Below are 23,920 nucleotides of genomic sequence, written 5' to 3'. Positions count from 1 at the left end.
CTCAGGACTCCTTGACGGCGATGGTCTCCACCGTGTTCGCCACGTGCTCGAACGCGTCCGCCGCCTCTTCCAGGACGTCCACGATCTGCTTGAGCTTCAGCACCTCGATCGCGTCGTACTTGCCGTTGAAGAGGTGGGCGAGCAGCTTGCGGTGGATCTGGTCGGCCTGGTTCTCCAGCCGGTTGACCTCGATCCAGTACTCGGTGAGGTTGTCCATGGTGCGGAGGTTCGGCATGGCCTCCGCGGTCAGCTCGGCAGCCCGGGCCAGGACCTCGATCTGCTGCTCGACGCCCTTCGGCAGTTCCTCGACGTTGTAGAGGACGACCAGGTCGACGGCCTCCTCCATGAAGTCCATGATGTCGTCCAGGGAACCGGCGAGGGCGTAGATGTCCTCCCGGTCGAACGGCGTGATGAACGAGGAGTTCAACTGGTGGAAGATCGCGTGCGTGGCGTCGTCACCTGCGTGTTCCGCGGCCCGCATACGCTCTGCGATCTCGGCCCGGGCGGAGGAGTCCGCCCCGAGCAGTTCCATCAGGAGTTTCGAGCCGGTGACGATGTTGTCCGCGGACGCGGCGAACATGTCGTAGAAGCTCGTCTCCCTGGGGGTCAGACGAAAGCGCACGTGGGGTCCTCGGGGTGCTTCGGTTTCGGTCAGGCTGATGCTAGGCGCATCATCCGGCCACGGCTATCGGGCCGCATCCCAGTGTCGCCCATCGGGCAGTGTGGTCGGCACGGGGGCGGACGAAGGGCCCTCTACCCCGGAAAGTTCGTTACCATATACCCAGTAGGGGTATGTGTCCCTTTTGTCCCCAGCTCGTCCCGAGACGGAGGCCCGCGATGACGACGACGACCGAGGCCGGCGCCACGCACGGCTACCACAAGCAGAAGGACGAGCACCTCAAGCGGCTGCGCCGGATCGAGGGCCAGATCCGCGGACTGCAGCGGATGGTGGAGGAGGACACGTACTGCATCGACATACTCACGCAGGTCTCCGCCTCCACCAAGGCCCTGCAGTCCTTCGCGCTCCAGCTGCTGGAGGAGCACCTGCGGCACTGCGTCGCGGACGCGGCCGTCAAGGGCGGTGACGAGATCGACGCCAAGGTGGACGAGGCGACGAAGGCGATCGGCCGGCTGCTGCGCAGCTGAGCCGCTCAGGCCGCGTCGCGCTCCTCGGCCACCCGCAGCACCGCGTCGATGCTCTCCAGGCTGAGCCGGTCCTCGGCGGCCGAGGCCGCGATGATCAGCTCTCCGCACAGCTCGATCTCGGCGAGGGCCACGTGGTCCTGAACCGCCGTGCCGCCGACCGCAGCCACCCGCCTCACCTCTTCCCGGACGTCACCGCTCCCTAGGGTAGGCAGCGTCCCGCTGACCGCGCATGGCACGGACGGGCTACTTACGGGGTGGCGTCCCGGACTAGTGACTGGCCGGTTTCAGGCCCCGCCGCCGGTCCCGCCCTCCTCGGCGATCCGGCCGGCGTAGATGTCCTGCGGGGCCGGCAGCCGTACGTCGGCGGGGGTGCCGAAGCCGTACAGCAGCAGGGTCGAGGCGACCGCAACGGTGGCCTTCTGGCGGCCGTTGACGAAGCTGAAGCGCTGCCGCAGCTTACGGATGCGGCCCTGGTCGTCCAGGTACGCGTCGAACGGCACCTCGGCCGTGGCGAACCCTTTCGCCGCCGCTGCCAGGGCCGCCCTGTTCGCGGCGGTGGCGTACCGGGCCGCGCGGCGCAGGTCGGCGGTGCCCCGGTAGTGCCGCACCGGCGTCCCGGCGACCTCGGTCCGGCCCACGAAGACCGCCTCCCGCGTGCCGCGCAGCACCTCGGCCGCCGCGTACGGGTCGGTCGCGCCGCCGGTGACCAGGTTGCCGTCGGACAGCGTCGAGGTCTCCACCCGCACCCACTTGTCGGCGGGCACGCCCGCGCCCCGGTTCTTCATGAACAGCGCGCCCGGGGCGAGGAGTTCGGTGATGGGCCGGTGCTCGGAGGCACCCGTGGGGTCCTCGGGCAGCACCACCGTGAGCCGGCCGAGGCGGTGGCGGTAGTCGTAGACGCCCTTGCCGCGGATGGTGACCCGGGTGCCGCCCGTGGCCATCTCCATCGAGGTGCCCGCCTTGGAACTGCCCGCGGTCCGCAGCGCGTCGGCGGCCCGGTGCAGGGCGGTGACGGGGTCACCGGCGCCCTTGACGTCCTCGGCGGCAGCTCCGCTGCCGGAACAGCCCGCGGCGCCCGTGCCGAGGGCGAGGAGGACGCCCGCCGCGACGACGGTGCCGCCCGCGCGCCTGTGCTGCCGCCGATCCATCGCCTGCCTACCCCCAGCCGGTGTGTCCGTCACGGGCCCCCTGTCGTCCGGATAACGACGGCTGAGGAACGCCGTCACGCGCCACCGCGAGCGACGGCGGGGGCCGCGCCGGAGTGAGGGGAGCGGGGCGGGTGCGGGCGGGGGCGCGTTGGGGCGAGAGGGCCGGACGGGCGGCGGCAGCGGACGCGCGCGGGCGTGGCCGGGCGGGGCCGACGGGGAGGAGGGACGGGTGTCGACGGGACGCGTCAGGGTCAGGAGAGCCGGGCGGGGCGCGTCGGGGCGGGGAGGGGCGGGCGGGTGTTGGCGGGAACGCTTGGGGCCGGGGGAGCAGGGCGGGGGGCGGCGGGGGCGTGATGCGTGCCGGTGGGTCGCCTCGCGGCGGGGGAGCGGGGCTGGTGGCGCGGAGGCGCGTCGGAGTCGGGGGAGGCGGGCGGGTGTTGGTGGGGGCGCGTCGGACCGGGGCGGGAGGGGCCGGGACGTGTCAGCGGGAGTGGGCGGGGCGGGGGGCGTTAGACCGGTTCTTTAATCACGGCTGGGTACCGTTGACGGCGTGGCAGTCATCGCGGTATCGGAGGACGGACCGGAACGCGCCGGGTCCGGGCAGGAGCACCTCACGACGACGACCGAGCAGGGCCCCTTCTGCGTGGCCAGATGCAGCTGCGGCTGGCGCGGCCCCGCCCGCCGGGCCCGCAGCCAGGCCCGTACGGACGCGGAGGGGCACACGGCGGGCCGCTGAGCCGTCAGCGGCGCTCCAGGGCCCGCAGGAGCGCGTCCACCAAATCCCCGTCGCGGAACTGGGTCAGCCGGTCCCGGGCGGCGGCGGGGGCCAGCCACAGGATGCGGTCGACCTCGGCGTTCGGCGTGAAGTGGCCGGAAACCGCCTCCGCGGCCCAGTACCGCACCCGTTTCGGGCGGCCGTTGGCCGAATAGCACAGGGTCGGCAGCTCGCCGCCCGGCGCGGCCGTGTACCCGGTCTCCTCCGCGACCTCGCGCAGTGCGCCGGCGAGCGGGTCCTCGCCCCGCTTCAGCTTGCCCTTGGGGTGGGACCAGTCGTCGTACTTCGGCCGGTGCACCAGACAGATCTCCAGGTCGCCGGAGACCGGGGAGCGGCGCCACAGCACACAGCCGGCCGCCTGGACCACGGTGTCGTCCACACCGCCTCCTCGTGGGGTCAGGGCGCGGGAACGGTCTGCTTCTGCCACGCCTGCTGGAACGCGAACCGGGCCGCCTCCACCTCGTGCCGCTGGTCGGCGTGGAGCACTCCGAGCGCGTACGCCGTCGCCGGGGTGATCCGCGGCGTGCGGGCCGCCTGCGCCGCCGCGGCCGCCGCCTCCGAGGCGTCCCGGTGCCGGTTCAGCGCCTGGCCCGCCGTCAGCAACCGTGCGTCCAGCGGGGCGTCGCCGGCGTGCAGCACCTCGCGGGCGTACCGGTGCAGGCGCAGCAGCAGGCGCACCTGGTGCCAGGGGCCGTCCTGGGGGTGCGGCGCCGGGTCCGGGGACAGGCCGTGCACCAGGGCCTCCGCGTTGTAGGGGTGGCCGGCGGTGACCAGGGGGAGCGCGGCGACGGCGTCCGTGAGGCGTTCCTCGGCCGCGGCGGCCAGGGGGTGCAGGGTCGTGGTGAGGGCGGCGGGGACGAGGGGGACCTCGCTGGCGAGGACGGCGACCTTGTCGGCCACGGCGTGGAAGCGGGAGGAGCCGAGGGCCTGGAGGGCGGTGGAGTGGGCGCGCGTCCGGGCCAGGGTGAGCTGGCGTTCGAGCAGGGCGCCCGCCTTCGCCGCGCCGACCGTGAGGGTGCCGCGCTCCGTCGCCGCCGTCGCGTCGGCGGGACCGCCGGTGCCTCCCACCGCGGCGGTCGCCGCCCGTGCCGCCCCGGCGGCCCGGCTGCCGGCGGCCACGGGGACGTCCACCGTCTGCGCGGGCAGCACCGCCGCGCCCGACAGCCGGTGCAGCGCCAGCAACAGGCGTTCCAGCCGGGCCTCGTAGGCGTGTTCCAGGCCCAGGGTGCCGGACACCCAGGCCAGTTCGGGGCGCATCGCCTCCGACCAGTCGGGGTCGAGGAGCGGGCGGAAGGTGTGCAGGCTGGCGCTGATGCGGCGGGCCGAGCGCCGCAGGGCGCGGGCCGCGTCGACGGGGCCCTCCGCGCCGGCCGCCTGGCCCCCGGTCTCCCGGTGCAGGCGCAGGGCGCGGAGGAACTCCGTGGCCTGGGCGCGCAGGTAGCCCGCGAGGGCGTCCCCCGTCACCGCCCCGGCCGTGGGGTCCGTCGGGTCAAGGTGTCGCTGTGCCACGCCGGCGCCTCCGGGCGTCTATGAGCATCTCCTGGACGTTGCGCAGGGGTTGGCCGTCCGCGTCCGTCGCGTGCCGCGTCCACTCGCCGTCCGGGCCGAGGTGCCAGGAGGCGGTGGTGTCGGACATGCCTGTGTCCAACAGCCGGTTGAGCGCGGCGCGGTGACCGGGGTCGACCACCCGGACCAGGGCCTCTATCCGGCGGTCGAGGTTGCGGTGCATCATGTCGGCGCTGCCGATCCACACCTCGGGCTCGCCGCCGTTGCCGAAGGCGAACACCCGGGAGTGTTCGAGGAACCGGCCGAGGATCGAGCGGACCCGGATGTTCTCCGACAGGCCCGTGACGCCCGGGCGGACGGCGCAGATGCCCCGCACCCAGATGTCGACCGGCACGCCCGCCTGGGACGCCCGGTAGAGCGCGTCGATGACCGCCTCGTCCACCATCGAGTTGACCTTGATGCGGACGAAGGCCGGACGGCCCGCGCGGTGGTGCTGGACCTCCTTGTCGATCCGGGCGACCAGGCCGTCCCGCAGGGACTTGGGGGCGACCAGCAGCCGGCGGTAGGTCTCGCGGCGCGAGTAGCCGGACAGCCGGTTGAAGAGGTCGGAGAGGTCGGCGCCGACCTGCGGGTCCGCGGTGAGCAGGCCGAGGTCCTCGTACAGGCGGGCCGTCTTCGGGTGGTAGTTGCCGGTGCCGACGTGGCTGTAGCGGCGCAGGGTCTCGCCCTCCTGGCGCACCACCAGCGACAGCTTGCAGTGCGTCTTCAGGCCGACCAGGCCGTACACGACGTGGCAGCCGGCCTCCTCCAGCTTGCGGGCCCACTTGATGTTGGCGTGCTCGTCGAAGCGGGCCTTGATCTCGACCAGGACGAGGACCTGCTTGCCGGACTCGGCGGCGTCGATGAGCGCGTCGACTATCGGGGAGTCGCCGGAGGTGCGGTACAGGGTCTGCTTGATGGCGAGGACGTCCGGGTCGGCCGCGGCCTGCTCCAGGAACGCCTGCACGGAGGTGGAGAAGCTGTCGTACGGGTGGTGCAGGAGCACGTCCCGCGCGCGCAGCGCCGCGAAGACGTCGGGCGCGGACGCCGACTCGACCTCGGCGAGGTCGCGGTGGGTGCCGGCGATGAACTTCGGGTACTTCAGCTCGGGCCGGTCGAGGCTGTGGATGCGGAAGAGGCCGGTGAGGTCGAGGGGGCCGGGCAGCGGGTAGACCTCCGCCTCGGAGATCTTCAGCTCGCGCACCAGCAGGTCCAGCACCTCGCGGTCGATGGACTCCTCGACCTCCAGGCGCACCGGCGGGCCGAAGCGGCGCCGCATGAGTTCCTTCTCCAGGGCCTGGAGGAGGTTCTCGGTGTCGTCCTCCTCGACCTCCAGGTCCTCGTTGCGGGTGATCCGGAAGGCGTGGTGCTCCAGGATCTCCATGCCCGGGAACAGCTCTTCCAGGTGGTTGGGGGCCGCGATGACGTCCTCGATGGGGACGTAGCGGCCGGGGGATGCCTCCAGGAAGCGGGTCAGCAGCGGCGGGACCTTCACGCGCGCGAAGTGCTTGTGGCCGCTGACCGGGTTCCGCACCACGACGGCCAGGTTCAGGGAGAGGCCGGAGATGTACGGGAAGGGGTGCGCGGGGTCGACGGCCAGGGGCGTGAGGACGGGGAAGATCTGGTGCCGGAAGAGCGTGAAGAGCCGGGCCTGTTCCTTGTCGGTCAGCTCGGTCCAGCGGACCAGGTGGATGCCCTCGTCCGCGAGTGCGGGGGCGACGTCCTCGTGGTAGCAGGCGGCGTGCCGGGCCATCAGCTCGCGGGAGCGGGCCCAGATCATCTCCAGTACCTCGCGGGGCTGGAGGCCGGAGGCGGAGCGGGTGGCGACGCCGGTGGCGATGCGGCGCTTCAGGCCGGCCACGCGGACCATGAAGAACTCGTCCAGGTTGCTGGCGAAGATCGCGAGGAAGTTGGCGCGTTCCAGCAACGGCGTGTTCGGGTCCTCGGCCAGCTCCAGGACGCGCTCGTTGAAGGCGAGCCAGCTGCGTTCCCGGTCGAGGAAGCGGCCCTGGGGCAGGGGCGCGCCGTCGCTCGGCGCCTCCTCGTAGGTGTCGAGACCCGCGTCGAGATCGGGTTCCAGGTCGGAGACCACGGCGGCCACGGCGTGCTGGCGGTGCGCGGCGATGGAGCCCACGGAGGGCTGGGGGTGCTGTACCTCTGCCTGGGTGTCTTGCTGGCTCATGAACCCATTCTTCCGCGCAACGGGTGACACAGGCGCGTCGGAACGTGCGGGCGGGAGCGTGACGGCCCCGTTCCCCGCGGGCCCCTCGGGGGGTGGCGAAGGCTCTGGCACGGCGGGCTTCATTGGCTGAGCGTCGCAAGCCCGGCTGAATCAATGGTTACGGCGACATGACGTGCGGGATAGCGGGGGGCGGCCCGAAGGCGTCCCCGGCTGCGAGAAGACCGTCAGTCCGGGCGGGGTGCCGTCCGGCGGTGACGGCGGGGATGGCTGGGATGGCGGTGGTGAGGACGACGCCGGTGCCAGTGAGGTGGTGAGGTCGATGCCGGTGGTGGGGGCGAGGATCGTGGCGGTGGCGGTGGCGGTGGTGGCGGCTGGGATGGTGGCGGTGAGGACGACGCCGGTGCCGGTGCGGTGGTGGGGTCGGTGGTGGGGGCGAGGATCGCGCCGGTGGCGGCGGGGGGCCGGTCCGGAAGCCGGCCGGCGGGACGCGCGGGGCGTGAACGCGGGACTGACTCCGCTACGTGACCGGAGGGCCCGGTCCGTGGACCGAACCGCCCCGGAGGCCGGGGGCGAGCACCCCGGAGCCGGTGGGCGGGGGCGGCAGGCCCGGTCACGGGGAGCGGCGCGGGCGGGCGCACGGCAGCGCGTGGGCCGCGAGCAGCGCGAACGCCGGTGCGTGGCAGCACGGCCGGGCGGTACGGCCGCGGCAGGGGGCCGACGGGTGGCCGGGCCGCCGGGGGTCAGCCAGGGGGGCGAGGGCGGTCACCCTCCGACCCCGTCACGACCGCTACCCGTGGCTTCCTCGTGGCCGGTCCCGGTGGCTTTCGCGCGGCTGGTCGCGGCGCGCCTTCCTAGTGGCCGGTCCCCGGTGGCTCGGTCACGGTCGGTCCCGGTGGCTTCCGAGCGGTCGGCCCTGGCGGCTCGGTCATGGCCGACCCCGGCGCCTTCCTCACGGTCGGCCCCGGCGGCTCCGTCCCGACCGACCCCGGTGGCTTCCGAGCGGTCGGCCCTCGCGGCTCCGTCACGGCGGGTCCCGGCGGCTTCCTCACGACCGGCCCCGGAGCCTTCCTCACGGTCGGCCCCGGTGGCTCCGTCCCGACCGACCCCGGCGGCTTCCTCACGACCAGCCCCGGCAGTTCCCCCGCGACCGGCCCCCGCGGCTCCCCCGTGACCGACCCCAGCTATCCCTCGCGGCCGGCGCCCGTGGCGGGGGTCGTCTTCGGGTGGGGCGGGGTGCCGGTGGTGCGGTGGCGGACCAGCCAGAAGGCGAGCGTGGTCAGTGCGGCGGTGAGGGCGAGGAGGAGGGCCGCCGGGACGAGGTGCAGCGGCCAGTAGTGGGAGTAGGGGTGGTAGTCGGCGTAGAAGCCGACGGCGTGCCGCTGGTCGTTGAGGCTCTGGCACCCGGCAGCGGCGTCGGAGGCGCAGGTCGAGGCGGGCACGTGGGCACCGGTCGCGGTGACGATGCCCTCCTCGACCGTGATGCCCGAGTGCGTCGGGGACTTCCCGCGTCCGGCGACGCCGGTGACGGTCGGCCACAGGTGCGGCAGGCTGATGTGGACGGCGATCCACAGCGCGGCCACGGAGAGCGCGGAGGCGCACAGCGCGACCAGCGAGCGGCCGATCAGCAGCCCGGCGAGGGCGCCGACGGCCAGGCCGGTCAGGGCGAGGGCGACGATCAGCGGGCCGCCCGAGTAGAAGGTGGCGAAGTCGTACCAGCGCTTGGCGGTGTCGATCCGGCCGTCGCCCGCGGACCATGCCACGTGGTGCAGCAGGGCCAGCAGACCGGTGCCGGCGGTGACCAGGAGGGCCGGGACCGCGAGCCGGGAGGCCAGCCAGCGGACCGGTGAGACGCCCTGGGTCCAGGCGAGCCGTACCATGCCGGTCTCCACCTCGCGGCCGGTCAGCGCCGCACCCGCCCAGGCGGCGGTGAGGAACGGGACCGCGAGGATGAGGGTGGTCGTGTACTGGTAGACGTCCTTGTAGCGCAGGATCGCGTCCTGGTCGTACCGGCAGGGGCGGAAGGGGACGCAGGCGTCGTAGTCGTGCCAGGCCGCCGCCGCCGCGTCGGTGAGCGGACCCCACAGCCACAGCAGCGCGCCGGCGCCGCCCACGACCAGAAGCGCCCAGGTGTACACGGCGGGCCGGTGCAGGCGCAGCAGCCAGCGGATCTGGCGCGGGGCGGCGGTCACCGGGGCGGGTGCGCTCAGGGTGGCGGTCACGCGGCGTGCTCCTCATCGTCGGTGGTGTCGGCGGTGTCGGCGGTGTCGGCCGGGGTCAGGGCGGGGGCGCCGGGGTTGCGCAGGTGGGCGAGGACCAGCTCCTCCAGGGACGGCGTCGCGGTGTGCCAGTCGCCGGGGAGGGGTCCGGACGGGCGGATCAGCGCGGTGAGCTGCCGGCCGGTGACCCGGGACTCGACCACGGTGTGCGCGTCCAGCGGGGTCGTCGCGGCGGCGCCGCTCACCCTCCGGTGGGCGGCGAGCAGGTCGTCGATCTCGCCGGACAGCCGGATCCGGCCGCCGCCGACGAGCAGCAGGTGGTCGCAGGAGTCCTCCAGTTCGGCGACGACGTGCGAGGACATCACGATGGTGGTGCCGTGCCGGGCGGCCTGCGCCATCAGCGTGCCCATCAGCTCGTGCCGGGCCAGGGGGTCCAGGTCGGCCATCGGCTCGTCCAGGAGCAGCAGTTCGGGCCGTTTGCCGAGGGCGAGGGCGAGTGCCACCCGGGTGCGCTGCCCGCCGGAGAGGGAGCGGACGCGGGCCCCGGGGTCGAGGTCGCCGCCCGCGACGACCCGCGAGGCGCCGTCCGCGTCCCAGTGCCGGGGGTTGAGGTCGGCGCCCATGCGCAGTGTCTCGGCGATGGTGAGCTGCGGGTACAGCGGCTTGTCCTGGGCGATGAAGCCGACCCGGGGGCGGGCGGCGGCCGGTGTGGTGCCGAGGACGCTGACGTTGCCCTCGGTGGGCGCGGTGAGCCCGGCGGCCAGGGCGAGCAGGGTGGACTTGCCGGCGCCGTTGGGGCCGACGACCGCGCACACGCGCCCGGCGGGCAGCCGGAACGAGCAGTCCCGCAGCGCCCAGCCCCCACGGAGGCGGAACCGTTTCCCCAGAGCCTCCGCCCGCAACGCGGTGTCACTGTTCATGTCGGGTCTCCCTGGAAGTGCGTGTCGAGTACGGCGGTGAAGAGTGCGGCCACGTCGTCCCGCTCCAGTCCGGCGGCGCGGGCGCGGTCCGCCCACTGCTCCAGCTCGCCGCGCAGGGGCGAGTCGGCGGGGGTGGCGCCGAGGGACCGCCGGACGAAGGTGCCGAGGCCGCGCCGCGCCTCCACCAGGCCCTCGCGCTCCAGTTCGCGGTAGGCCTTCAGGACGGTGTTGGGGTTGATGGCGGTGGCCTCCACCACCTCGCGCGCGGTGGGCAGCCGGTCGCCCGGCCGCAGCAGGCCCAGCCGGAGTGCCTGTTTGGTCTGCTGGACGATCTGCACGTAGGTGGCCACGCCGCTGTGCCGGTCGATGCGGTACTCGACCATCGGAACAACCACCCTTTCACTAATTGAGTAGTGAAAGGGTGGTGCAAAAGAGGGGCGGTCGTCAAGGCGACCGCCCCTCTGGTGGTGGTATGTCAGGTTTCCGTGCGGTACATCAGGTCCGTCTCGTGGACCGTGAAGCCCAGGCGCTCGTACACCGTCACCGCCGCCTTGTTGTCGGCGTCGACGTAGAGCATCGCGGTCGGCAGCTGCTGCGCGGCCAGGTGGCGCAGTCCCACGGTGGTGAGGGCCTTGCCGAGGCCGCCGCCCTGCTCGCCGGGCCGGACCCCGAGGACGTACACCTCGCCCAGGCCCTCCTCGGCGTGCACCTTCGTCCAGTGGAAGCCGATCAGTTCGCCGCGCCGCTCGGCGAGGAAGAACCCGGCGGGGTCGAACCACGGCTCGGCCTTGCGGTCGTCCAGGTCCCGCTGGGTCAGCGAGCCCTGCTCCGGGTGATGGGCGAAGGCGGCGGCGTTCACGGCGAGCCAGGCGGCATCGTCCTTGCCGGGCACGAAGGCGCGCACGGTCACGCCTTCCGGCAGCACCGGATCGGGCAGCTCCAGATCGGTCAGCGACCGCCGCATCTGGCGCAGTTCGCGGAACAGGGTCAGGCCGAGCACCTGGGCGAGGTGCCGGGCGGCGGGGTGCCCGCCGTGCGCCCACACCCGCAGTCGCTTGCCGGAGGCGGCGAGCAGGGCCGAGCCGAGCGCACGGCCGTGGCCGTGCCCGCGGTGGGCGGGGTGCACGACCAGTTCGGCGGCCGGCGCCTCCACCGGGTCGGTGTCCTCCAGCTGGGCGTAGCCGACGAGTTCGCCGTCGACGGACAGCAGCAGGTGCGAGACGCCTTCGCGGGCTCCACCGCGCAGTTGCAGCCGGCCCTGCTCGGACACCGGTTGCTGCCCGTCGGTCCGGGCGGCCTCACCGAGCAGGCGCAGCACGGCCTCGGCCCGGTCCGGGGTGAGCGCGGAGGAGGTCTCGATGGAGCGGGCGGGGAAGCCCCGTACGGTGTCGTCGCTGCTCATGGGTACGAGGGTACGGGGCGGCCGAGGCGAATTCCCGGCACATCGGCCACGGCGGGCGCACCGGTAAAGGCACGGGCAAAGGGAAACCAGGATGTAACCATGAACCCCCTGTCGTGCTACGCGCGTTGACCCTAGGCTGCGCCGAGCCAGCACAGCCGACCCACAGGGGGGTCCCATGCCAGCCGCGCCCCGGCGCACCGGACGTCGTACGTACGCCCTTCTCGCGAGCGCGGCCACGCTCGCCACGGCCGCGGCGCTGACCGCCGCGCTCCCGGCCGACGCGCACGAGAGCCACCACCGTCCGGACCGCTACCAGGACGTCCAGCTGCTCTCCTTCAACGATCTGCACGGCAACCTGGAGCCCCCGTCCGGATCCTCCGGCCGGGTCACCGAACTCCAGCCGGACGGCACGGCGAAGACGGTCGACGCGGGCGGTGTCGAGTACCTCGCGACCCACCTCCGCCAGGCCCGCGCCGGCCACCCCTACTCGGTCACCGCGGCCGGCGGCGACCTGGTCGGCGCCTCCCCGCTGCTGTCGGGCCTCTTCCACGACGAGCCCGCCGTCGAGGCGCTGAACAAGCTGGACCTGGACGTCACCTCGGTCGGCAACCACGAGTTCGACGAGGGCGCGCGGGAACTGGCCCGGCTCCAGAACGGCGGCTGCCACCCCACGGACGGCTGCTACACGGACCAGCGGTTCAAGGGCGCCGACTTCCCGTACCTGGCCGCGAACGTGCTGGACGACAAGACCGGCAAGCCGATCCTGAAGCCGTACTGGGTCTGGCAGAAGAAGGACGTCCGGATCGGCTTCATCGGGGTCACGCTGGAGGGCACCCCCGGCATCGTCTCCGCCGACGGCGTCAAGGGCCTGTCCTTCAAGGACGAGGCCGAGACCATCAACAAGTACGCCAAGGTGCTCCAGCGCCAGGGCGTGCAGTCGATCGTGGCCCTGATCCACGAGGGCGGCTACCCGGCGTCCGGCTCCTACAACTACGACTGCGACTCCCCGGGCGCCGGCAGCGGCATCTCCGGCCCGATCGTGGACATCGCCAAGAACGTGACCCCGGCGGTGGACGCCCTGGTCACCGGCCACACCCACCAGGCGTACGTCTGCACGATCCCCGACCCGTCCGGCCGCCCCCGCATGGTCACCTCGGCGTCCTCCTTCGGCCGCCTCTACACGGACACCACGCTGACGTACGACCGCCGCACCGGTGACATCGCGCGCACGGCCGTGAGGTCCGCGAACCACGTGGTCACCCGGGACGTCCCGAGGGCGCCGGACATGACCGACCTGATCTCGCGCTGGAACACCCTGGCCGCCCCGATCGGCAACCGTCCCATCGGGTACATCTCCGCCGACGTCAACAACAGCGGCACCGAGTCCCCGATGGGCGACCTCATCGCCGACGCCCAGCTCGCCCACGGCCGGGAGCTGGACCCGAGGACCAGCCTCGCGCTGATGAACCCGGGCGGCGTCCGGGCCGGCCTCACCTACGCGGCCAAGGGCTCCGAGGGCGACGGCGTGGTCACCTACGCCGAGGGCTTCACGGTCCAGCCGTTCGCCAACACCGTGAACCTCCAGGACTTCACCGGCGCCCAGCTGGTCCAGGTCCTCAAGGAGCAGGTCAGCGGCGCCAACGCGGCGGCCCCGAAGATCCTCCAGCCGTCCGCCGGGCTCACCTACACCCTGGACCTCACCAAGTCCGGCGCGGACCGCGTGGTCACCGACTCGATCCGCCTGAACGGCGCCCCGATCGACCCGTCGGCCACCTACCGCGTCGCCACCAACAGCTTCCTCGCGGGCGGCGGCGACGGCTTCCCGACGCTGGGCCAGGGCACGGGCGACCTGGTCGGCGCGGACGACCTGACGGCCCTGGAGAAGTACCTGACGGCCAACTCGTCGGCCACGTCCCCGCTCGCACCGCCGAAGACGGACCGGATCACGGTCGTGCGGTAGGACGGCCCCGGCCCTTGTCCACAGCTGTGGACAAGGGCCGGGGAGGCGGGAGCCCAGGGACACCCAGGACCGGCGGCTGCGCGCCATGCCCCGGCCGGACTGAGTACGGGGATCAGCCGGCCGGTGTCTCCGGCGGCGGGGTCGGCGCCCCCGGCAGCCGTACCGTCGCCACCGTGCCGCCGCCCTCGGCGAGGGCCAGCGAGACCTCGCCGCCCGCCTGCTTGACCGTACGGGCGACGATGGACAGACCGAGGCCCGAGCCCGGCAGGGCGCGGGCGCTGGGGGAGCGCCAGAACCGGTCGAAGACGTGCGGCAGTTCGTCCTCGGCGATGCCGGGACCGTGATCGCGGACCGTCAGCACACCCTCGCTGAGCCGCACCTCGACCGTGCCGCCCTCGGGGCTGAACTTCACCGCGTTGTCCAGGATGTTGACGATCGCCCGCTCCAGCGCGGAGGGCTCCGCCCGCACGAACCAGGGCTCCAGGTCCGCGGTGATCGACAGCTCGGGGCCGCGCAGCCGGGCCCGGCGCAGCGCCGCCTCGACGGTGTCCTGGAGGGCGACCACCTGGACGCGTTCGCCGTGCTGCCCCTCCGAACGGGACAGCTCCTGGAGGTCGCCGATCAGCGCGGCCAGCTCGGTCACCTGCGCCTTGACCGAGGCGAGCAGCGCCTTGCGGTCCTCGGGCGGGAGCGGACGGCCCGTCTCCTCGCTGCGGGTGAGCAGTTCGATGTTCGTCCTGAGCGAGGTCAGGGGCGTGCGCAGTTCATGGCCCGCGTCCGCGATCAGCTGCTGCTGGAGCTCGCGGGAGCTGGCCAGCGACGCGGTCATCGAGTTGAACGACCTCGACAGCCGGGCCACCTCGTCCTCGCTGACGTCCTCCACGGGGATGCGGATGGTCAGGTCCTCCGTGCGGGCCACGTGCTCCACGGCCTCGGTGAGCTTGTCCACGGGCCGCAGCCCGGCCCGCGCGACGGCGAGGCCCGCGGCGCCGGCGCCGACGACACCGACGGCGGAGACGAGCAGGAGGACCAGGGCGAGGTCGTTGAGGGTCTTCTGCGTGCTCTTGAGGGGTACGGCGATGAGCACGCCGACGTTGGGCCCGCGCCCGCCGCTCGGGGTGGAGGTGCCGCCGACGGGCTTGGTGAGCACCCGCAGCTCGTTGCCCTCGTCGTCGCTGCCGTTGCGGAAGTACAGGATGCTGGTGTCGAGGTTCTTGATCTCGGTCTTGTCGGCCTGGGTGATCCTGATCCGGCCCGAGGCGGCACCGAAGAGGCAGACCTTGCCGTCCTCCGTGACCAGCTGGGAGTACCGGTCGCGCAGCAGGAAGCTGTTGGCCTGCGGGGTGTCCGTGCAGTTGTCCAGGGTGAACTGCAACTGGTCCGTCTGCGTCGTGTTCCGCAGGGACTTCTGCAGGTCCTCGTCGAGCTGGTCGTACAGCTTGCGCTCCACGAGGAACCAGCAGCTCACCGAGACCGCCGCCACCGCGAACGCCACCGCCGCCGCGACCAGCATGGCCAGTCGCGCCCGCAGCGGCAGCGCCCGGTACCGGCGCGCCAGCTGCCTCACTCGGCGCCGCCCTGCCGCAGGACGTAACCCACCCCGCGCACGGTGTGCACCAGGCGGGGCTCGCCGCCGGCCTCCGTCTTGCGGCGCAGGTACATGACGTAGACGTCGAGGGAGTTGGAGGAGGGCTCGAAGTCGAAGCCCCACACCGCCTTCAGGATCTGCTCACGGGTGAGCACCTGACGCGGATGTGCCATGAACATCTCCAGCAGGGTGAACTCCGTGCGGGTCAGCTCGACCGGCCGGCCGCCGCGCGTGACCTCCCGGGTCGCGAGATCCATGCGCAGGTCGGCGAAGGTGAGCGCCTCGTCCGCCTGGGCCTCGGCCGACACCGCCGCCGCGTAGGAGCTGCGGCGCAGCAGGGCGCGGATGCGGGCGAAGAGCTCGTCCAGCTCGAACGGTTTGACCAGGTAGTCGTCGGCGCCCGCGTCCAGGCCGGTGACGCGGTCGCCGACGGTGTCGCGGGCGGTGAGCATGAGGATGGGGGTGGTGTCCCCCGCACCCCGGATGCGGCGGGCCGCGGTCAGCCCGTCCATGCGCGGCATCTGGATGTCCAGCACGACCAGGTCGGGCTGGTAGGCCGCGGCCTTCTCCAGGGCGTCCGCGCCGTCGACGGCGACCTCGGTGCCGTACCCCTCGAAGGCGAGGCTGCGCTGGAGGGCCTCGCGCACGGCCGGCTCGTCGTCGACGATCAGGATGCGCTGGGGGTCACGGTCGCCTTCGGCGGGACTCATCGCTCGCGTTTCCTCGGGGTGCGGTGGGCGGGCCGGCCGGTGCCTTCCGGCCGGGGGTGGGGGCCTCCCGGCCGTGGCCGGTGTCTCTCAGCGTCCCATGTCCGGGAGCCGGGGACACGCCCGCCGGTCAGACCCGGACCGTGTTCAGGCGGTGCAGCGGGACCTTGCGGCGGTGCGGACGGGCGGCGGAGGTGCGCAGGCCCATCAGCTGGGGGACCGGCGTGACGGGCGCGGCCACCTCGGGGGCCCGGGGCGCCGGGACGGGCACGTGCAGCTCGGACACGATGGACAGGGCCAGGGTGAGACCGGCCGGACCACGCTCACTGAACCGGTGGGGGACGTGCTTGATCATGACCTGCTCCTTGCACTCGGTGTTGCTAGCTGTCGGAGCCCGCCCGCAGCTTGGCCAGGTCGGACTTCACCGTGTCCACGGGGATGGCGAAGCCGAGGCCGATGCTGCCCGCGTCCGAGGACGAGGACGCCTGCGAGGCGGAGGAGTACATCGCGGAGTTGATGCCTATGACGTGACCGCTCGCGTCGATCAGCGCACCGCCGGAGTTGCCGGGGTTGAGGGACGCGTCGGTCTGGATGGCCTTGTAGGTGGTGGTGGACGAGCCGGTGTCGCCGTTGAACTCACGGCCGCCGAACTGGAAGGGCCACTGCCCCTCGCCGTCCTGGCCCTGTCCCTGGTTCTCGTCGGTGGAGACGGTGACGTCCCGGTTCAGGGCGGAGACGATGCCGCTGGTGACCGTGCCGGTCAGGCCCTCGGGGGAGCCGATCGCGACGACCGTGTCGCCGACCTGGACGCCGCCCGAGTCACCGAGCGCCGCCGCCTTGAGGCCGGAGGCGCCCTTCAGTCTGATCAGGGCGAGGTCCTTGGAGCTGTCGGTGCCGACGACCTCGGCGGTGTAGCTCCTGCCGGTGCTGGTGCGCACCTTGACCGAGGTGGCGCCGGAGACGACGTGGTTGTTGGTGACGATCTCGCCGTTCGAGGTGATGATCACGCCGGAGCCGGTGGAGGAGCCGTTCTGGAGCGTCGCGTTGATCTCGACCACGCTCGGGCTGACCGCCGCGGCGATGGCGGCGACGTCGCCCTTCTTGCTCGACGGCACCACGGTGGTGGTGCTGCCGGCGGTGGCCACCGTGTCCTTGCCCGCCAGCTCCTGGAAGGCGTACGCCGTACCGCCGCCGACCGCCGCCGCGACGATCGCCACCGCCGCGAGCAGGCCCATCGGCCCGCGGGTGCGCCTCTTCCCGGGCTCGGGGGCCGCGGTCGCCGGCTGGTACGGCGGCGGGGGCGGCCACTCGGGGTTCACAGGAGCGGAGTAGGAGTGCGGCTGCTCGTAAGTGCCCTGGCTCTCGGTCATGACAAAAGAGTCCCCCGCGACCATGAGAGCTTCCTGAGTGCCGCCTGAGAAGCCCGGCAGAACCGCGTTTGCCCCATATAAAGAGGGATCCGGGGGCCTCTTCGGGAAGGCCCCCGGGATCAGTGGCAGCCGCAGCTCGTGCGCAGCACCAGCCGCGAGGGGAACGTCTTCAGCCGCTCGCGCCGGGACCCGGCGATCCGCAGCCCGTCGTCCAGCACCAGGTCGACCGCCGCCCGCGCCATCGCCGAGCGGTCGGAGGCGACCGTGGTCAGCGGCGGGTCGGCGAGCGCGGCCTCCTTGATGTCGTCGAAGCCGGCCACCGCGAGCTGCCCGGGCACGTCGATGCGCAGCTCGCGGGCGGCCCGCAGCAGTCCGATGGCCTGGTCGTCGGTGGAGCAGAAGACCGCGGGCGGCCGGTGGGGGCCGGACAGGACGTCCAGGGCCACCCGGTAGGCGTCGTAGCGGTTGTACGGCGCCTCGAACAGCCGGCCCTCGGTGGACAGGCCCGCCTCGGCCATGGCCCGCTTCCAGCCCTCGACGTGGTCGGAGACCGGGTCGCCGACCGCCGGCGTCTGCGCCGTGCCGCCCATGCAGGCGACGTAGTCGTAGCCGTGCTCCAGCAGGTGGCGCACGGCGAGCTGGGCGCCGCCCAGGTCGTCCGTCACCACGGCCACGTCGTCGATGGCCTCCGGACGCTCGTGCAGCAGCACCACCCGGGCGTCCCAGGCGTCGATCTCGGCGGCGGCCAGGTCGTTCAGGGCGTGCGAGACGAGGATCAGGCCCGAGACGCGCATGCCGAGGAAGGCACGCAGGTAGTGGACCTCGCGCTCGCCGATGTAGTCGGTGTTGCCGACCAGGACCATCTTCCCGCGCTCCGAGGCGGCCTGCTCGACCGCGTGAGCCATCTCGCCGAAGAACGGCTGGCGGGCGTCGGGGATGATGAGGCCTATGAGGTCGGTGCGCCGGGAGGCCATCGCCTGGGCGACCCGGTCGGGCCGGTACCCCAGTTCCTTGATCGCGGCGAGGACGCGCTCGCGCGTTGCCGGGGCGACCGGCCGGGGTCCGTTGTTGATGACATAACTGACGACGGCTGTGGAGGTTCCAGCCAGCCGTGCCACGTCATCCCGAGTCACCTTGGCCACGCGCGGAGTCTACGCGGATTGACCCGCCGTGGGCAGGGCTTATCACGGGGGGCCGGGCGCGGGCGGTGCCCCGCCCGGGTGCCCTCACGCGTCCGCCGTGGACCGGCTAGGCCTCGGCGTGGACCTCGGTGCCCTCCAGGACGGCGGGCGCGTCCGCATCCTCCGGCTTTGCCCGGCTCGCCTTGGCCTTGGCCTCCTCGGCGGACCGGTCGGGCTTCTCCGGTGTAACGAATCGATAACCGACGTTCCGGACGGTCCCGATCAGCGATTCGTGCTCCGGGCCGAGCTTGGCGCGCAGCCGCCGTACGTGCACGTCGACCGTGCGGGTGCCGCCGAAGTAGTCGTAGCCCCACACCTCCTGGAGCAGCTGGGCGCGGGTGAAGACGCGGCCCGGGTGCTGGGCGAGGTACTTCAGCAGCTCGAACTCCTTGAAGGTCAGGTCCAGGACCCGCCCCTTGAGCTTGGCGCTGTAGGTCGCCTCGTCCACCGAGAGGTCGCCGTTGCGGATCTCCATCGGCGAGTCGTCGTTGACGATCTGCTGGCGTCCCATGGCAAGCCGCAGCCGCGCCTCGACCTCCGCCGGACCGGCGGTGTCCAGCAGGACGTCGTCGATGCCCCAGTCGGCCGTGACGGCGGCGAGACCGCCCTCGGTGACGACGAGGAGCAGCGGACAGCCGGGGCCGGTGGACCGCAGCAGCTGGCAGAGGCTGCGCACCTGGGGCAGATCGCGCCGGCCGTCGATGAGGATGACGTCGGCGCCCGGGGTGTCGACCAGGGCGGGTCCCTCCGCCGGGGCGACCCGCACGTTGTGCAGGAGCAGGCCGAGGGCCGGGAGCACCTCCGTCGACGGCTGGAGGGCGTTGGTCAGGAGCAGCAGAGAACTCATACGTCTGGTTCCTCCTCGGTCCCTGCGAGGACAGTGCGGACGGGTACTGCTCTGCGATCCCGAAGGCCCCGTACACCGGCGGTCACCTGAGGTTTCCCGCTTCGTATACAACGCTTCCGAAAGCACAAAAGGACCCGGGGGCTACGCTGCCCGAGTCCTCTGCCCAGCAGAATAGCCCACATGAGCAACCGTCCGGCAGGTCATGGGGCACGTTCCACCGTTCGTCCGAATTCCGAGACAGGCAGACAGAGCCCTATCCGGACGTTTCTGCGCACCGCCGACGGGATTCCGATCGATTCCGTATACGATCCGCCGTCCGCCGGGTACGGCACCCCTCCGGACGCCTCCCGGCCGCCCTCCGGTGACCTGGTGTTCGTCATCGCGCACGGCTTCACCGGGGACGTGGAACGCCCGCACGTGCGCCGGGTGGCGGCCGTCCTGCGCGGCTACGGCGCCGTCGTCACCTTCTCCTTCCGCGGCCACGGCCGCTCCGGCGGACGGTCCACGGTCGGCGACAAGGAGGTGCTGGACCTCGCCGCCGCCGTGGAGTGGGCCCGCGCTCTCGGGCACGCGCGCGTGGTGACCGTCGGCTTCTCCATGGGCGGCTCGGTGGTCCTGCGGCACGCGGCGCTGCACGGCGGCACGGACGCCGTCGTCTCCGTCAGCGCGCCGGCCCGCTGGTACTACCGGGGCACGGCCCCCATGCGCCGCCTGCACTGGCTGGTCACCCGCCCCGAGGGCCGCCTGGTGGGCCGCTACGGCCTGCGCACGCGCATCCACCACCGGGACTGGGACCCGGTCCCGCTCCCGCCCGTGCAAGCGGTCCCGAGGATCGCCCCGACGCCGCTCCTGATCGTCCACGGCGACCGCGACGGCTACTTCCCGCTCGACCACCCCCGGATGCTCGCCGAGGCGGCCGGCGAGCACGGCGACCTGTGGGTCGTACCGGGCATGGGCCACGCGGAGAACGCGGCGGACGACGCCCTGATGGCCCGGATCGGGGACTGGTCGGTGACGGCGGCGGGCTAGCCTGACCCACACTGTCCTTATCGTTCTCTTGTTTGTTCCTGTCCCTGCCGTCGATTGAGGATTCAGATGCCCAAGGTCACGGTGCGCTACTGGGCCGCCGCCAAGGCCGCGGCCCAGGTCGCCGAGGAGCCGTACGAGGCGGACACGCTGGCCGGCGCGCTGGCCGCCGTGCGCACGCGGCACCCCGGCGAACTCACCCGCGTGCTGCAGCGATGCTCCTTCCTCGTCGACGGCGACCCCGTCGGGACCCGCGCGCATGAGACGGTACGGCTGGCCGAGGGCGGCACGGTCGAGGTGCTCCCGCCGTTCGCAGGAGGGTGAGCGATGACCAACCAGCCGTACCAGGGCGGCCCCTACGAGGGCTACGACCCCCACCAGCAGCAGTGGCCCGCGCAGGACCCGCACCACGGGCAGCCCGGCCACGACCCGGAGCTCACCCAGCAGTGGCAGGGCCAGACCTGGGAGACGCAGACGCACGCGCCCGTGCAGGCGGCGGAGACGGCGTACCTGCCCCGGCAGGAGCAGCAGCAGGGCGGGTACCAGCAGGACGGGTACCCGCAGGCGGGGTATCCGCAGGCGGGGTATCCGCAGCCGGGCTATCCCCAGCAGGGACACCAGCAGCACGCGTGCCAGGAGCCGCAGTACCAGCAGCACCAGTCCCAGCCCCAGCAGCAGTACGGGGAGCCGTACGCCGGGCAGCCGTACACGGGGGCGTACGCCGGGTCGCACACGGGAGCGCACACGGGGGCGGGGACGTACGCGTCCGCACCGAGCCCCGAACCGGCGCCCGCGCCCGCACCGGCGGCGCCCGCGTCCCCGGCCGAACCGGAGGCCGGGCCCGCCTACGGCCCCGCCACCCTCGCCGGCAACGCGCGGATCACCGACGCCCAGCGGGCCCGCCTGGAGGGCCGTTCCCCGATCATCGAGCCCGGCATGCAGCCGGCGCTGCTCACCGCCGTGCTGGGCCTGCTCCTCGCCGCGGCGGCCCCCGTCGCCTCGTACGCCCTGGCCGTGCCGCTGGTGGCGCTCCAGGCGGTGACGGCGGCGGGCTGGTTCCGGCTGAACGGCATGTGGCCCGCCCGGCAGGGCATCGCGCTGGCCTTCGCGGGCGCGCTGACGTCCGACGTGGCGGTCCTCGCGGCGGGCCGCGACCACGCCCTGGTGGCCATCCTCGGCCCGCTCGGCCTGTGGGTGCTGCTCTCCCTCGTCCTCCAGCTGCGCTCGCACGCCTCGCCGGACGAGCGGATGTACGGCCTGATGGCGACGGTCGCCTCGGCGGCGCTCGCGGTCCTGGCCACCGGGTACCTGGCCGTCGACGCGCACGCGGTCTCGGTCGGCGCCGCGGCCGTCGCGGTGGCGGTCCTGGCCCGTGCCCTGCCCCTGCCGACCCCGGTGTCGGTCGTGGTCGCGCTGCTCGCGGCGGCGGGCGCGGGGATCGCCGTGGGCGGCATGACCGGCTTCGGCACGAAGGGGGCGCTGCTGGGCGCCGCCGCCGGGGCGTGCGCCCTGATCGGCCACCGGGTGGCCAGCTACGACTACCCGTCCCGCTTCGTCCACTTCACGGCCGGCGTGGCCCTGCCCCTGTCGGCGGCGGCACCGGTGGTGTGGGTCCTGGGCCGCGCCCTGGGCTGAGGTCGGGGGCGGCCCAGGGTCGCTTCGGGGGCATCCCCGATGTCCCGGCGCGCGGGCGGGAGAAAGATCGTTCCCATGACTTCCCTCTCCCGACGCGCCTTCGCCGGCATGGGCGCGGCCACCGCCCTGACGCTCGCCACCGCGGGCCTCGCCGCCCCGGCGACGGCCGCGCCGATCGCACCCGCCCCCACGGCTCCGGACCGCACCGCCCCGGACCCCACCGCTTCCGGTCCCGCCCCGCTCGACATCGCCGCCTTACGCGCCGCGATCAGCGATCTCTCGCATCCGGAGGCGACCGCCGCCCAGCTGCTGGTGGAGCGGCGGGGCAGCCGCTGGTACGGCACCGCGGGCACGGCCGACCCGGTGAGCGGCCGGTCCGTCCGGGCGGACGACCGCTTCCGCGCGGGCAGCGTGACGAAGGCCCTCGTCGCCACGGTCGTCCTCCAGCTCTGGGCGGAGGGCCGGGTGGACCTGGACGCCCCGATCACGCACTGCCTCCCCGGCCTCGCCCTGCCCGCCCGCTTCCACCGCGTCGAGGTGGCGCATCTGCTCCAGCACACCAGTGGGCTGCCCGACCACCGGGGCCTGCCGGACCTCGGCACACCGGAGGCGGTTGTGCGGCACCGCTTCGACCACTGGACACCGCGGGCCCTGGTCGCCACGGTGACGCGGGACGGCCTCAAGTTCCGTCCCGGCCGCGCGCAGGAGTACCGGGGCGTCAACTACGTCTTCCTCGCCCTCCTGATCGAGGAACTGACAGGGCGCCCCTACGGGGAGGTGATCGCCTCCCGGATCCTGCGGCCCCTGGGACTGGCCGGCACCCGGATACCGGGCGGCGACCCCCGCCTGCACGGCCCGTCCGTCCACGGCTTCCTGCGCATGACGGACGGGAGCCTGCGCGACGTCACGGTCTACGACCAGTCCGCCGCCTGGGGCGAGGGCGAACTGGTCTCCACCGCGGACGACCTCTTCCGGTTCCAGGAGGCCCTGTTCAGCGGGGTGCTGCTGCCGGGGCCGGCCCTGCGGAAGATGGTCACCCTGCCCGCGGTGCCCATGCTGGACGGCACCCCGGCCCGCTACGGCATGGGCCTTCAGGCGGCCACGGTGAACGGCACGACGTTCTGGGGGAAGACCGGCGAGAACTACGGCTACCGCACCCGTGTGTTCGCCACGCCCGACCTGTCGACCCGCTTCGTGCTGTCCTATACGCCGACCGCGCTGAACTCGGGGGAGGACATGGTCGAGCGGGTCGTCGGCGTGCTCACCGCCTGAGCCCGGCGCGATCCGAGCGACAGGCCCTACGGCTCGACCACGACCTCCTGGGCCGCCGCCGTCTCCCCGGCCAGGAGCCGCGCGTCGACCGGGACGTTCCGCTTCACCAGTGCCAGCGCGACCGGCCCCAGCTCGTGGTGGCGCACCGACGTCGTCACGACACCGACCCTGCGGCCCTCCGGGCCGTCGTCCGCGACGCGGATCTCCGTGCCGGGCACCGGGAGATGGACGTCGCTGCCGTCCAGGTGCAGGAAGACCAGCCGGCGCGGCGGCTTGCCCAGGTTCTGCACCCGGGCGACCGTCTCCTGCCCGCGGTAGCAGCCCTTCTGGAGGTGCACCGCCGTGCCGATCCAGCCCAGCTCGTGCGGGATGGTGCGGTGGTCGGTCTCGAAGCCCAGCCGGGGCCGGTGCTGCTCGACGCGCAGCGCCTCGTAGGCGAGGAGCCCGGCGGCGGGCCCGTGGGAGGCGGCGAACTCCTCCAGCCCGGCCCGGGGCAGGAAGAGGTCACGGCCGTACGGCGTCTCGCGCACGACGACCCCGTCCGGGACGTCGGCGATGGAACCGGCGGGCAGGTGCACCACGGCGATGTCGGCGGTGCGGTCCGCGACCTCCACCCGGTAGAAGAACTTCATCGACTCCAGGTACGCGATCAGCGCGTCCTGGGTGCCGGGCTCCACATGGGCCCAGACGGTCGCACCGTCGTCCACCAGGTACAGGGCGTGCTCGATGTGCCCGTGCGCGGAGAGGATCAGGGCCTCGGTGGCCTCTCCCACGGGCAGTTCGCTGACGTGCTGGGTGAGCAGCAGGTGCAGCCAGCTCAGCCGGTCCTCGCCGCTGACGGTGACGACACCGCGGTGGGAGAGATCGACGAAACCGGTGCCGTCGGCGAGGGCGCGCTGTTCGCGGAACAGGTCGCCGTAGTGGGCGGCGACACCTTCGTCCACACCCTCGGCGGGGACGGCGCCGGGCAGGGACAGCAGGGGGCTCTTCATACCGCAAG

At 73.3% G+C, this 23,920-nt stretch carries 24 protein-coding genes; 7 read left to right on the top strand and 17 right to left on the bottom strand.

All coding sequences use genetic code 11. The features are described from left to right. Window position 1: 1 nt before the first annotated feature. Complete coding sequence (locus ACZ5DC_RS17240) at window positions 2-622, bottom strand: DUF47 domain-containing protein (protein WP_015493282.1); 621 nt, start codon at window positions 620-622, stop codon at window positions 2-4. Window positions 623-837: 215 nt separating this feature from the next. Here ACZ5DC_RS17240 and ACZ5DC_RS17235 point away from each other — a divergent pair, with 215 nt between their 5' ends. Next, window positions 838-1,146: a metal-sensitive transcriptional regulator gene (locus tag ACZ5DC_RS17235; protein WP_014673531.1), complete on the top strand. Its 309-nt coding sequence runs from the start codon at window positions 838-840 to the stop codon at window positions 1,144-1,146. A 5-nt stretch (window positions 1,147-1,151) separates the two neighbouring features. Here ACZ5DC_RS17235 and ACZ5DC_RS17230 read toward each other — a convergent pair whose 3' ends face one another. Both ACZ5DC_RS17230 and ACZ5DC_RS17225 read right to left on the bottom strand, forming a co-directional pair. Next, window positions 1,152-1,313 carry a hypothetical protein gene (locus ACZ5DC_RS17230; protein WP_171150011.1) on the bottom strand — a complete coding sequence of 54 codons (162 nt, stop codon included), beginning with the start codon at window positions 1,311-1,313 and terminating at the stop codon, window positions 1,152-1,154. Between the two features lie 117 nt (window positions 1,314-1,430). Continuing rightward, window positions 1,431-2,294, bottom strand: coding sequence for an SCO4651 family lipoprotein (locus ACZ5DC_RS17225; RefSeq protein WP_468653502.1), 864 nt, complete (start codon window positions 2,292-2,294; stop codon window positions 1,431-1,433). A gap of 550 nt (window positions 2,295-2,844) precedes the next feature. Here ACZ5DC_RS17225 and ACZ5DC_RS17220 point away from each other — a divergent pair. After that, the gene (locus ACZ5DC_RS17220) at window positions 2,845-3,030 is read left to right on the top strand and encodes a hypothetical protein (protein ID WP_366754746.1); all 186 of its coding nucleotides are present in this window, start codon (window positions 2,845-2,847) and stop codon (window positions 3,028-3,030) included. A gap of 4 nt (window positions 3,031-3,034) precedes the next feature. On the opposite strand, the gene ACZ5DC_RS17215 is transcribed toward ACZ5DC_RS17220, so the two are convergent. The 7 genes from ACZ5DC_RS17215 to mshD all read right to left on the bottom strand — a co-directional run bounded on the left by ACZ5DC_RS17215 (window position 3,035) and on the right by mshD (window position 11,334). After that, window positions 3,035-3,448: an NUDIX hydrolase gene (locus ACZ5DC_RS17215; protein ID WP_468653500.1), complete on the bottom strand. Its 414-nt coding sequence runs from the start codon at window positions 3,446-3,448 to the stop codon at window positions 3,035-3,037. Window positions 3,449-3,465: 17 nt separating this feature from the next. Further along, window positions 3,466-4,578, bottom strand: a complete 1,113-nt coding sequence (locus ACZ5DC_RS17210) for a CHAD domain-containing protein (RefSeq protein ID WP_468653499.1) — start codon at window positions 4,576-4,578, stop codon at window positions 3,466-3,468. Then, window positions 4,559-6,919 (bottom strand): RNA degradosome polyphosphate kinase, encoded by a 2,361-nt coding sequence (locus ACZ5DC_RS17205; protein ID WP_468653497.1) that lies wholly within the window; start codon window positions 6,917-6,919, stop codon window positions 4,559-4,561. Before ACZ5DC_RS17205 ends, ACZ5DC_RS17210 begins: the two co-directional genes overlap by 20 nt. A 1,058-nt stretch (window positions 6,920-7,977) precedes the next feature. Next, window positions 7,978-9,015 (bottom strand): ABC transporter permease, encoded by a 1,038-nt coding sequence (locus ACZ5DC_RS17200; RefSeq protein ID WP_468653495.1) that lies wholly within the window; start codon window positions 9,013-9,015, stop codon window positions 7,978-7,980. Beyond that, on the bottom strand, window positions 9,012-9,932 hold the full coding sequence (locus ACZ5DC_RS17195) for an ABC transporter ATP-binding protein (protein ID WP_468653493.1): 921 nt from the start codon (window positions 9,930-9,932) through the stop codon (window positions 9,012-9,014). The genes ACZ5DC_RS17200 and ACZ5DC_RS17195 overlap by 4 nt, the downstream gene beginning before the upstream one ends. Further along, entirely contained in the window at window positions 9,929-10,315 is a 387-nt protein-coding gene (locus tag ACZ5DC_RS17190) for a GntR family transcriptional regulator (RefSeq protein WP_468653491.1), read from the bottom strand. Before ACZ5DC_RS17190 ends, ACZ5DC_RS17195 begins: the two co-directional genes overlap by 4 nt. Window positions 10,316-10,407: 92 nt before the next feature. After that, entirely contained in the window at window positions 10,408-11,334 is a 927-nt protein-coding gene (mshD, locus tag ACZ5DC_RS17185) for a mycothiol synthase (protein ID WP_468653489.1), read from the bottom strand. 175 nt (window positions 11,335-11,509) lie between these two features. On the opposite strand from mshD, the gene ACZ5DC_RS17180 reads away from it, so the two are divergent. After that, on the top strand, window positions 11,510-13,294 hold the full coding sequence (locus ACZ5DC_RS17180; RefSeq protein ID WP_468653487.1) for a bifunctional metallophosphatase/5'-nucleotidase: 1,785 nt from the start codon (window positions 11,510-11,512) through the stop codon (window positions 13,292-13,294). Window positions 13,295-13,406: 112 nt separating this feature from the next. Here the strand turns inward: ACZ5DC_RS17180 and ACZ5DC_RS17175 are convergent, their stop codons facing one another. The 6 genes from ACZ5DC_RS17175 to ACZ5DC_RS17150 form a co-directional block, all read right to left on the bottom strand. Beyond that, on the bottom strand, window positions 13,407-14,861 hold the full coding sequence (locus ACZ5DC_RS17175) for a HAMP domain-containing sensor histidine kinase (protein WP_468653485.1): 1,455 nt from the start codon (window positions 14,859-14,861) through the stop codon (window positions 13,407-13,409). Next, the gene (locus tag ACZ5DC_RS17170) at window positions 14,858-15,592 is read right to left on the bottom strand and encodes a response regulator transcription factor (RefSeq protein ID WP_392051895.1); all 735 of its coding nucleotides are present in this window, start codon (window positions 15,590-15,592) and stop codon (window positions 14,858-14,860) included. The genes ACZ5DC_RS17175 and ACZ5DC_RS17170 overlap by 4 nt, the downstream gene beginning before the upstream one ends. A gap of 127 nt (window positions 15,593-15,719) precedes the next feature. Then, window positions 15,720-15,944, bottom strand: a complete 225-nt coding sequence (locus ACZ5DC_RS17165) for a hypothetical protein (RefSeq protein ID WP_030653636.1) — start codon at window positions 15,942-15,944, stop codon at window positions 15,720-15,722. Between the two features lie 25 nt (window positions 15,945-15,969). After that, the gene (locus ACZ5DC_RS17160) at window positions 15,970-16,959 is read right to left on the bottom strand and encodes a S1C family serine protease (protein ID WP_468653482.1); all 990 of its coding nucleotides are present in this window, start codon (window positions 16,957-16,959) and stop codon (window positions 15,970-15,972) included. 119 nt (window positions 16,960-17,078) lie between these two features. Continuing rightward, on the bottom strand, window positions 17,079-18,101 hold the full coding sequence (locus tag ACZ5DC_RS17155; protein ID WP_468653480.1) for a LacI family DNA-binding transcriptional regulator: 1,023 nt from the start codon (window positions 18,099-18,101) through the stop codon (window positions 17,079-17,081). A gap of 106 nt (window positions 18,102-18,207) precedes the next feature. Beyond that, complete coding sequence (locus tag ACZ5DC_RS17150; RefSeq protein WP_366754713.1) at window positions 18,208-18,987, bottom strand: winged helix-turn-helix transcriptional regulator; 780 nt, start codon at window positions 18,985-18,987, stop codon at window positions 18,208-18,210. Between the two features lie 180 nt (window positions 18,988-19,167). Between ACZ5DC_RS17150 and ACZ5DC_RS17145 the strand changes: the two genes are divergently transcribed. The 4 genes from ACZ5DC_RS17145 to ACZ5DC_RS17130 all read left to right on the top strand — a co-directional run bounded on the left by ACZ5DC_RS17145 (window position 19,168) and on the right by ACZ5DC_RS17130 (window position 22,920). Further along, entirely contained in the window at window positions 19,168-20,016 is an 849-nt protein-coding gene (locus ACZ5DC_RS17145) for an alpha/beta hydrolase (protein WP_468653477.1), read from the top strand. 66 nt (window positions 20,017-20,082) lie between these two features. Continuing rightward, complete coding sequence (locus ACZ5DC_RS17140) at window positions 20,083-20,337, top strand: MoaD/ThiS family protein (protein ID WP_171155021.1); 255 nt, start codon at window positions 20,083-20,085, stop codon at window positions 20,335-20,337. Window positions 20,338-20,340: 3 nt separating this feature from the next. Beyond that, window positions 20,341-21,648, top strand: a complete 1,308-nt coding sequence (locus ACZ5DC_RS17135) for a hypothetical protein (protein WP_468653475.1) — start codon at window positions 20,341-20,343, stop codon at window positions 21,646-21,648. A gap of 75 nt (window positions 21,649-21,723) precedes the next feature. Then, a complete protein-coding gene (locus tag ACZ5DC_RS17130; protein ID WP_468653473.1) occupies window positions 21,724-22,920 on the top strand; it encodes a serine hydrolase domain-containing protein in 1,197 nt (398 codons plus the stop codon). 26 nt (window positions 22,921-22,946) lie between these two features. On the opposite strand, the gene ygfZ is transcribed toward ACZ5DC_RS17130, so the two are convergent. Further along, window positions 22,947-23,912, bottom strand: coding sequence for a CAF17-like 4Fe-4S cluster assembly/insertion protein YgfZ (gene ygfZ / locus ACZ5DC_RS17125; protein WP_468653471.1), 966 nt, complete (start codon window positions 23,910-23,912; stop codon window positions 22,947-22,949). Window positions 23,913-23,920: the final 8 nt, after the last annotated feature.

This window comes from Streptomyces sp. NPDC031445 (assembly GCF_055581365.1).
Note: the sequence above shows the minus strand (reverse complement) of the source record. Positions and strands in the feature narration are given on the sequence as shown.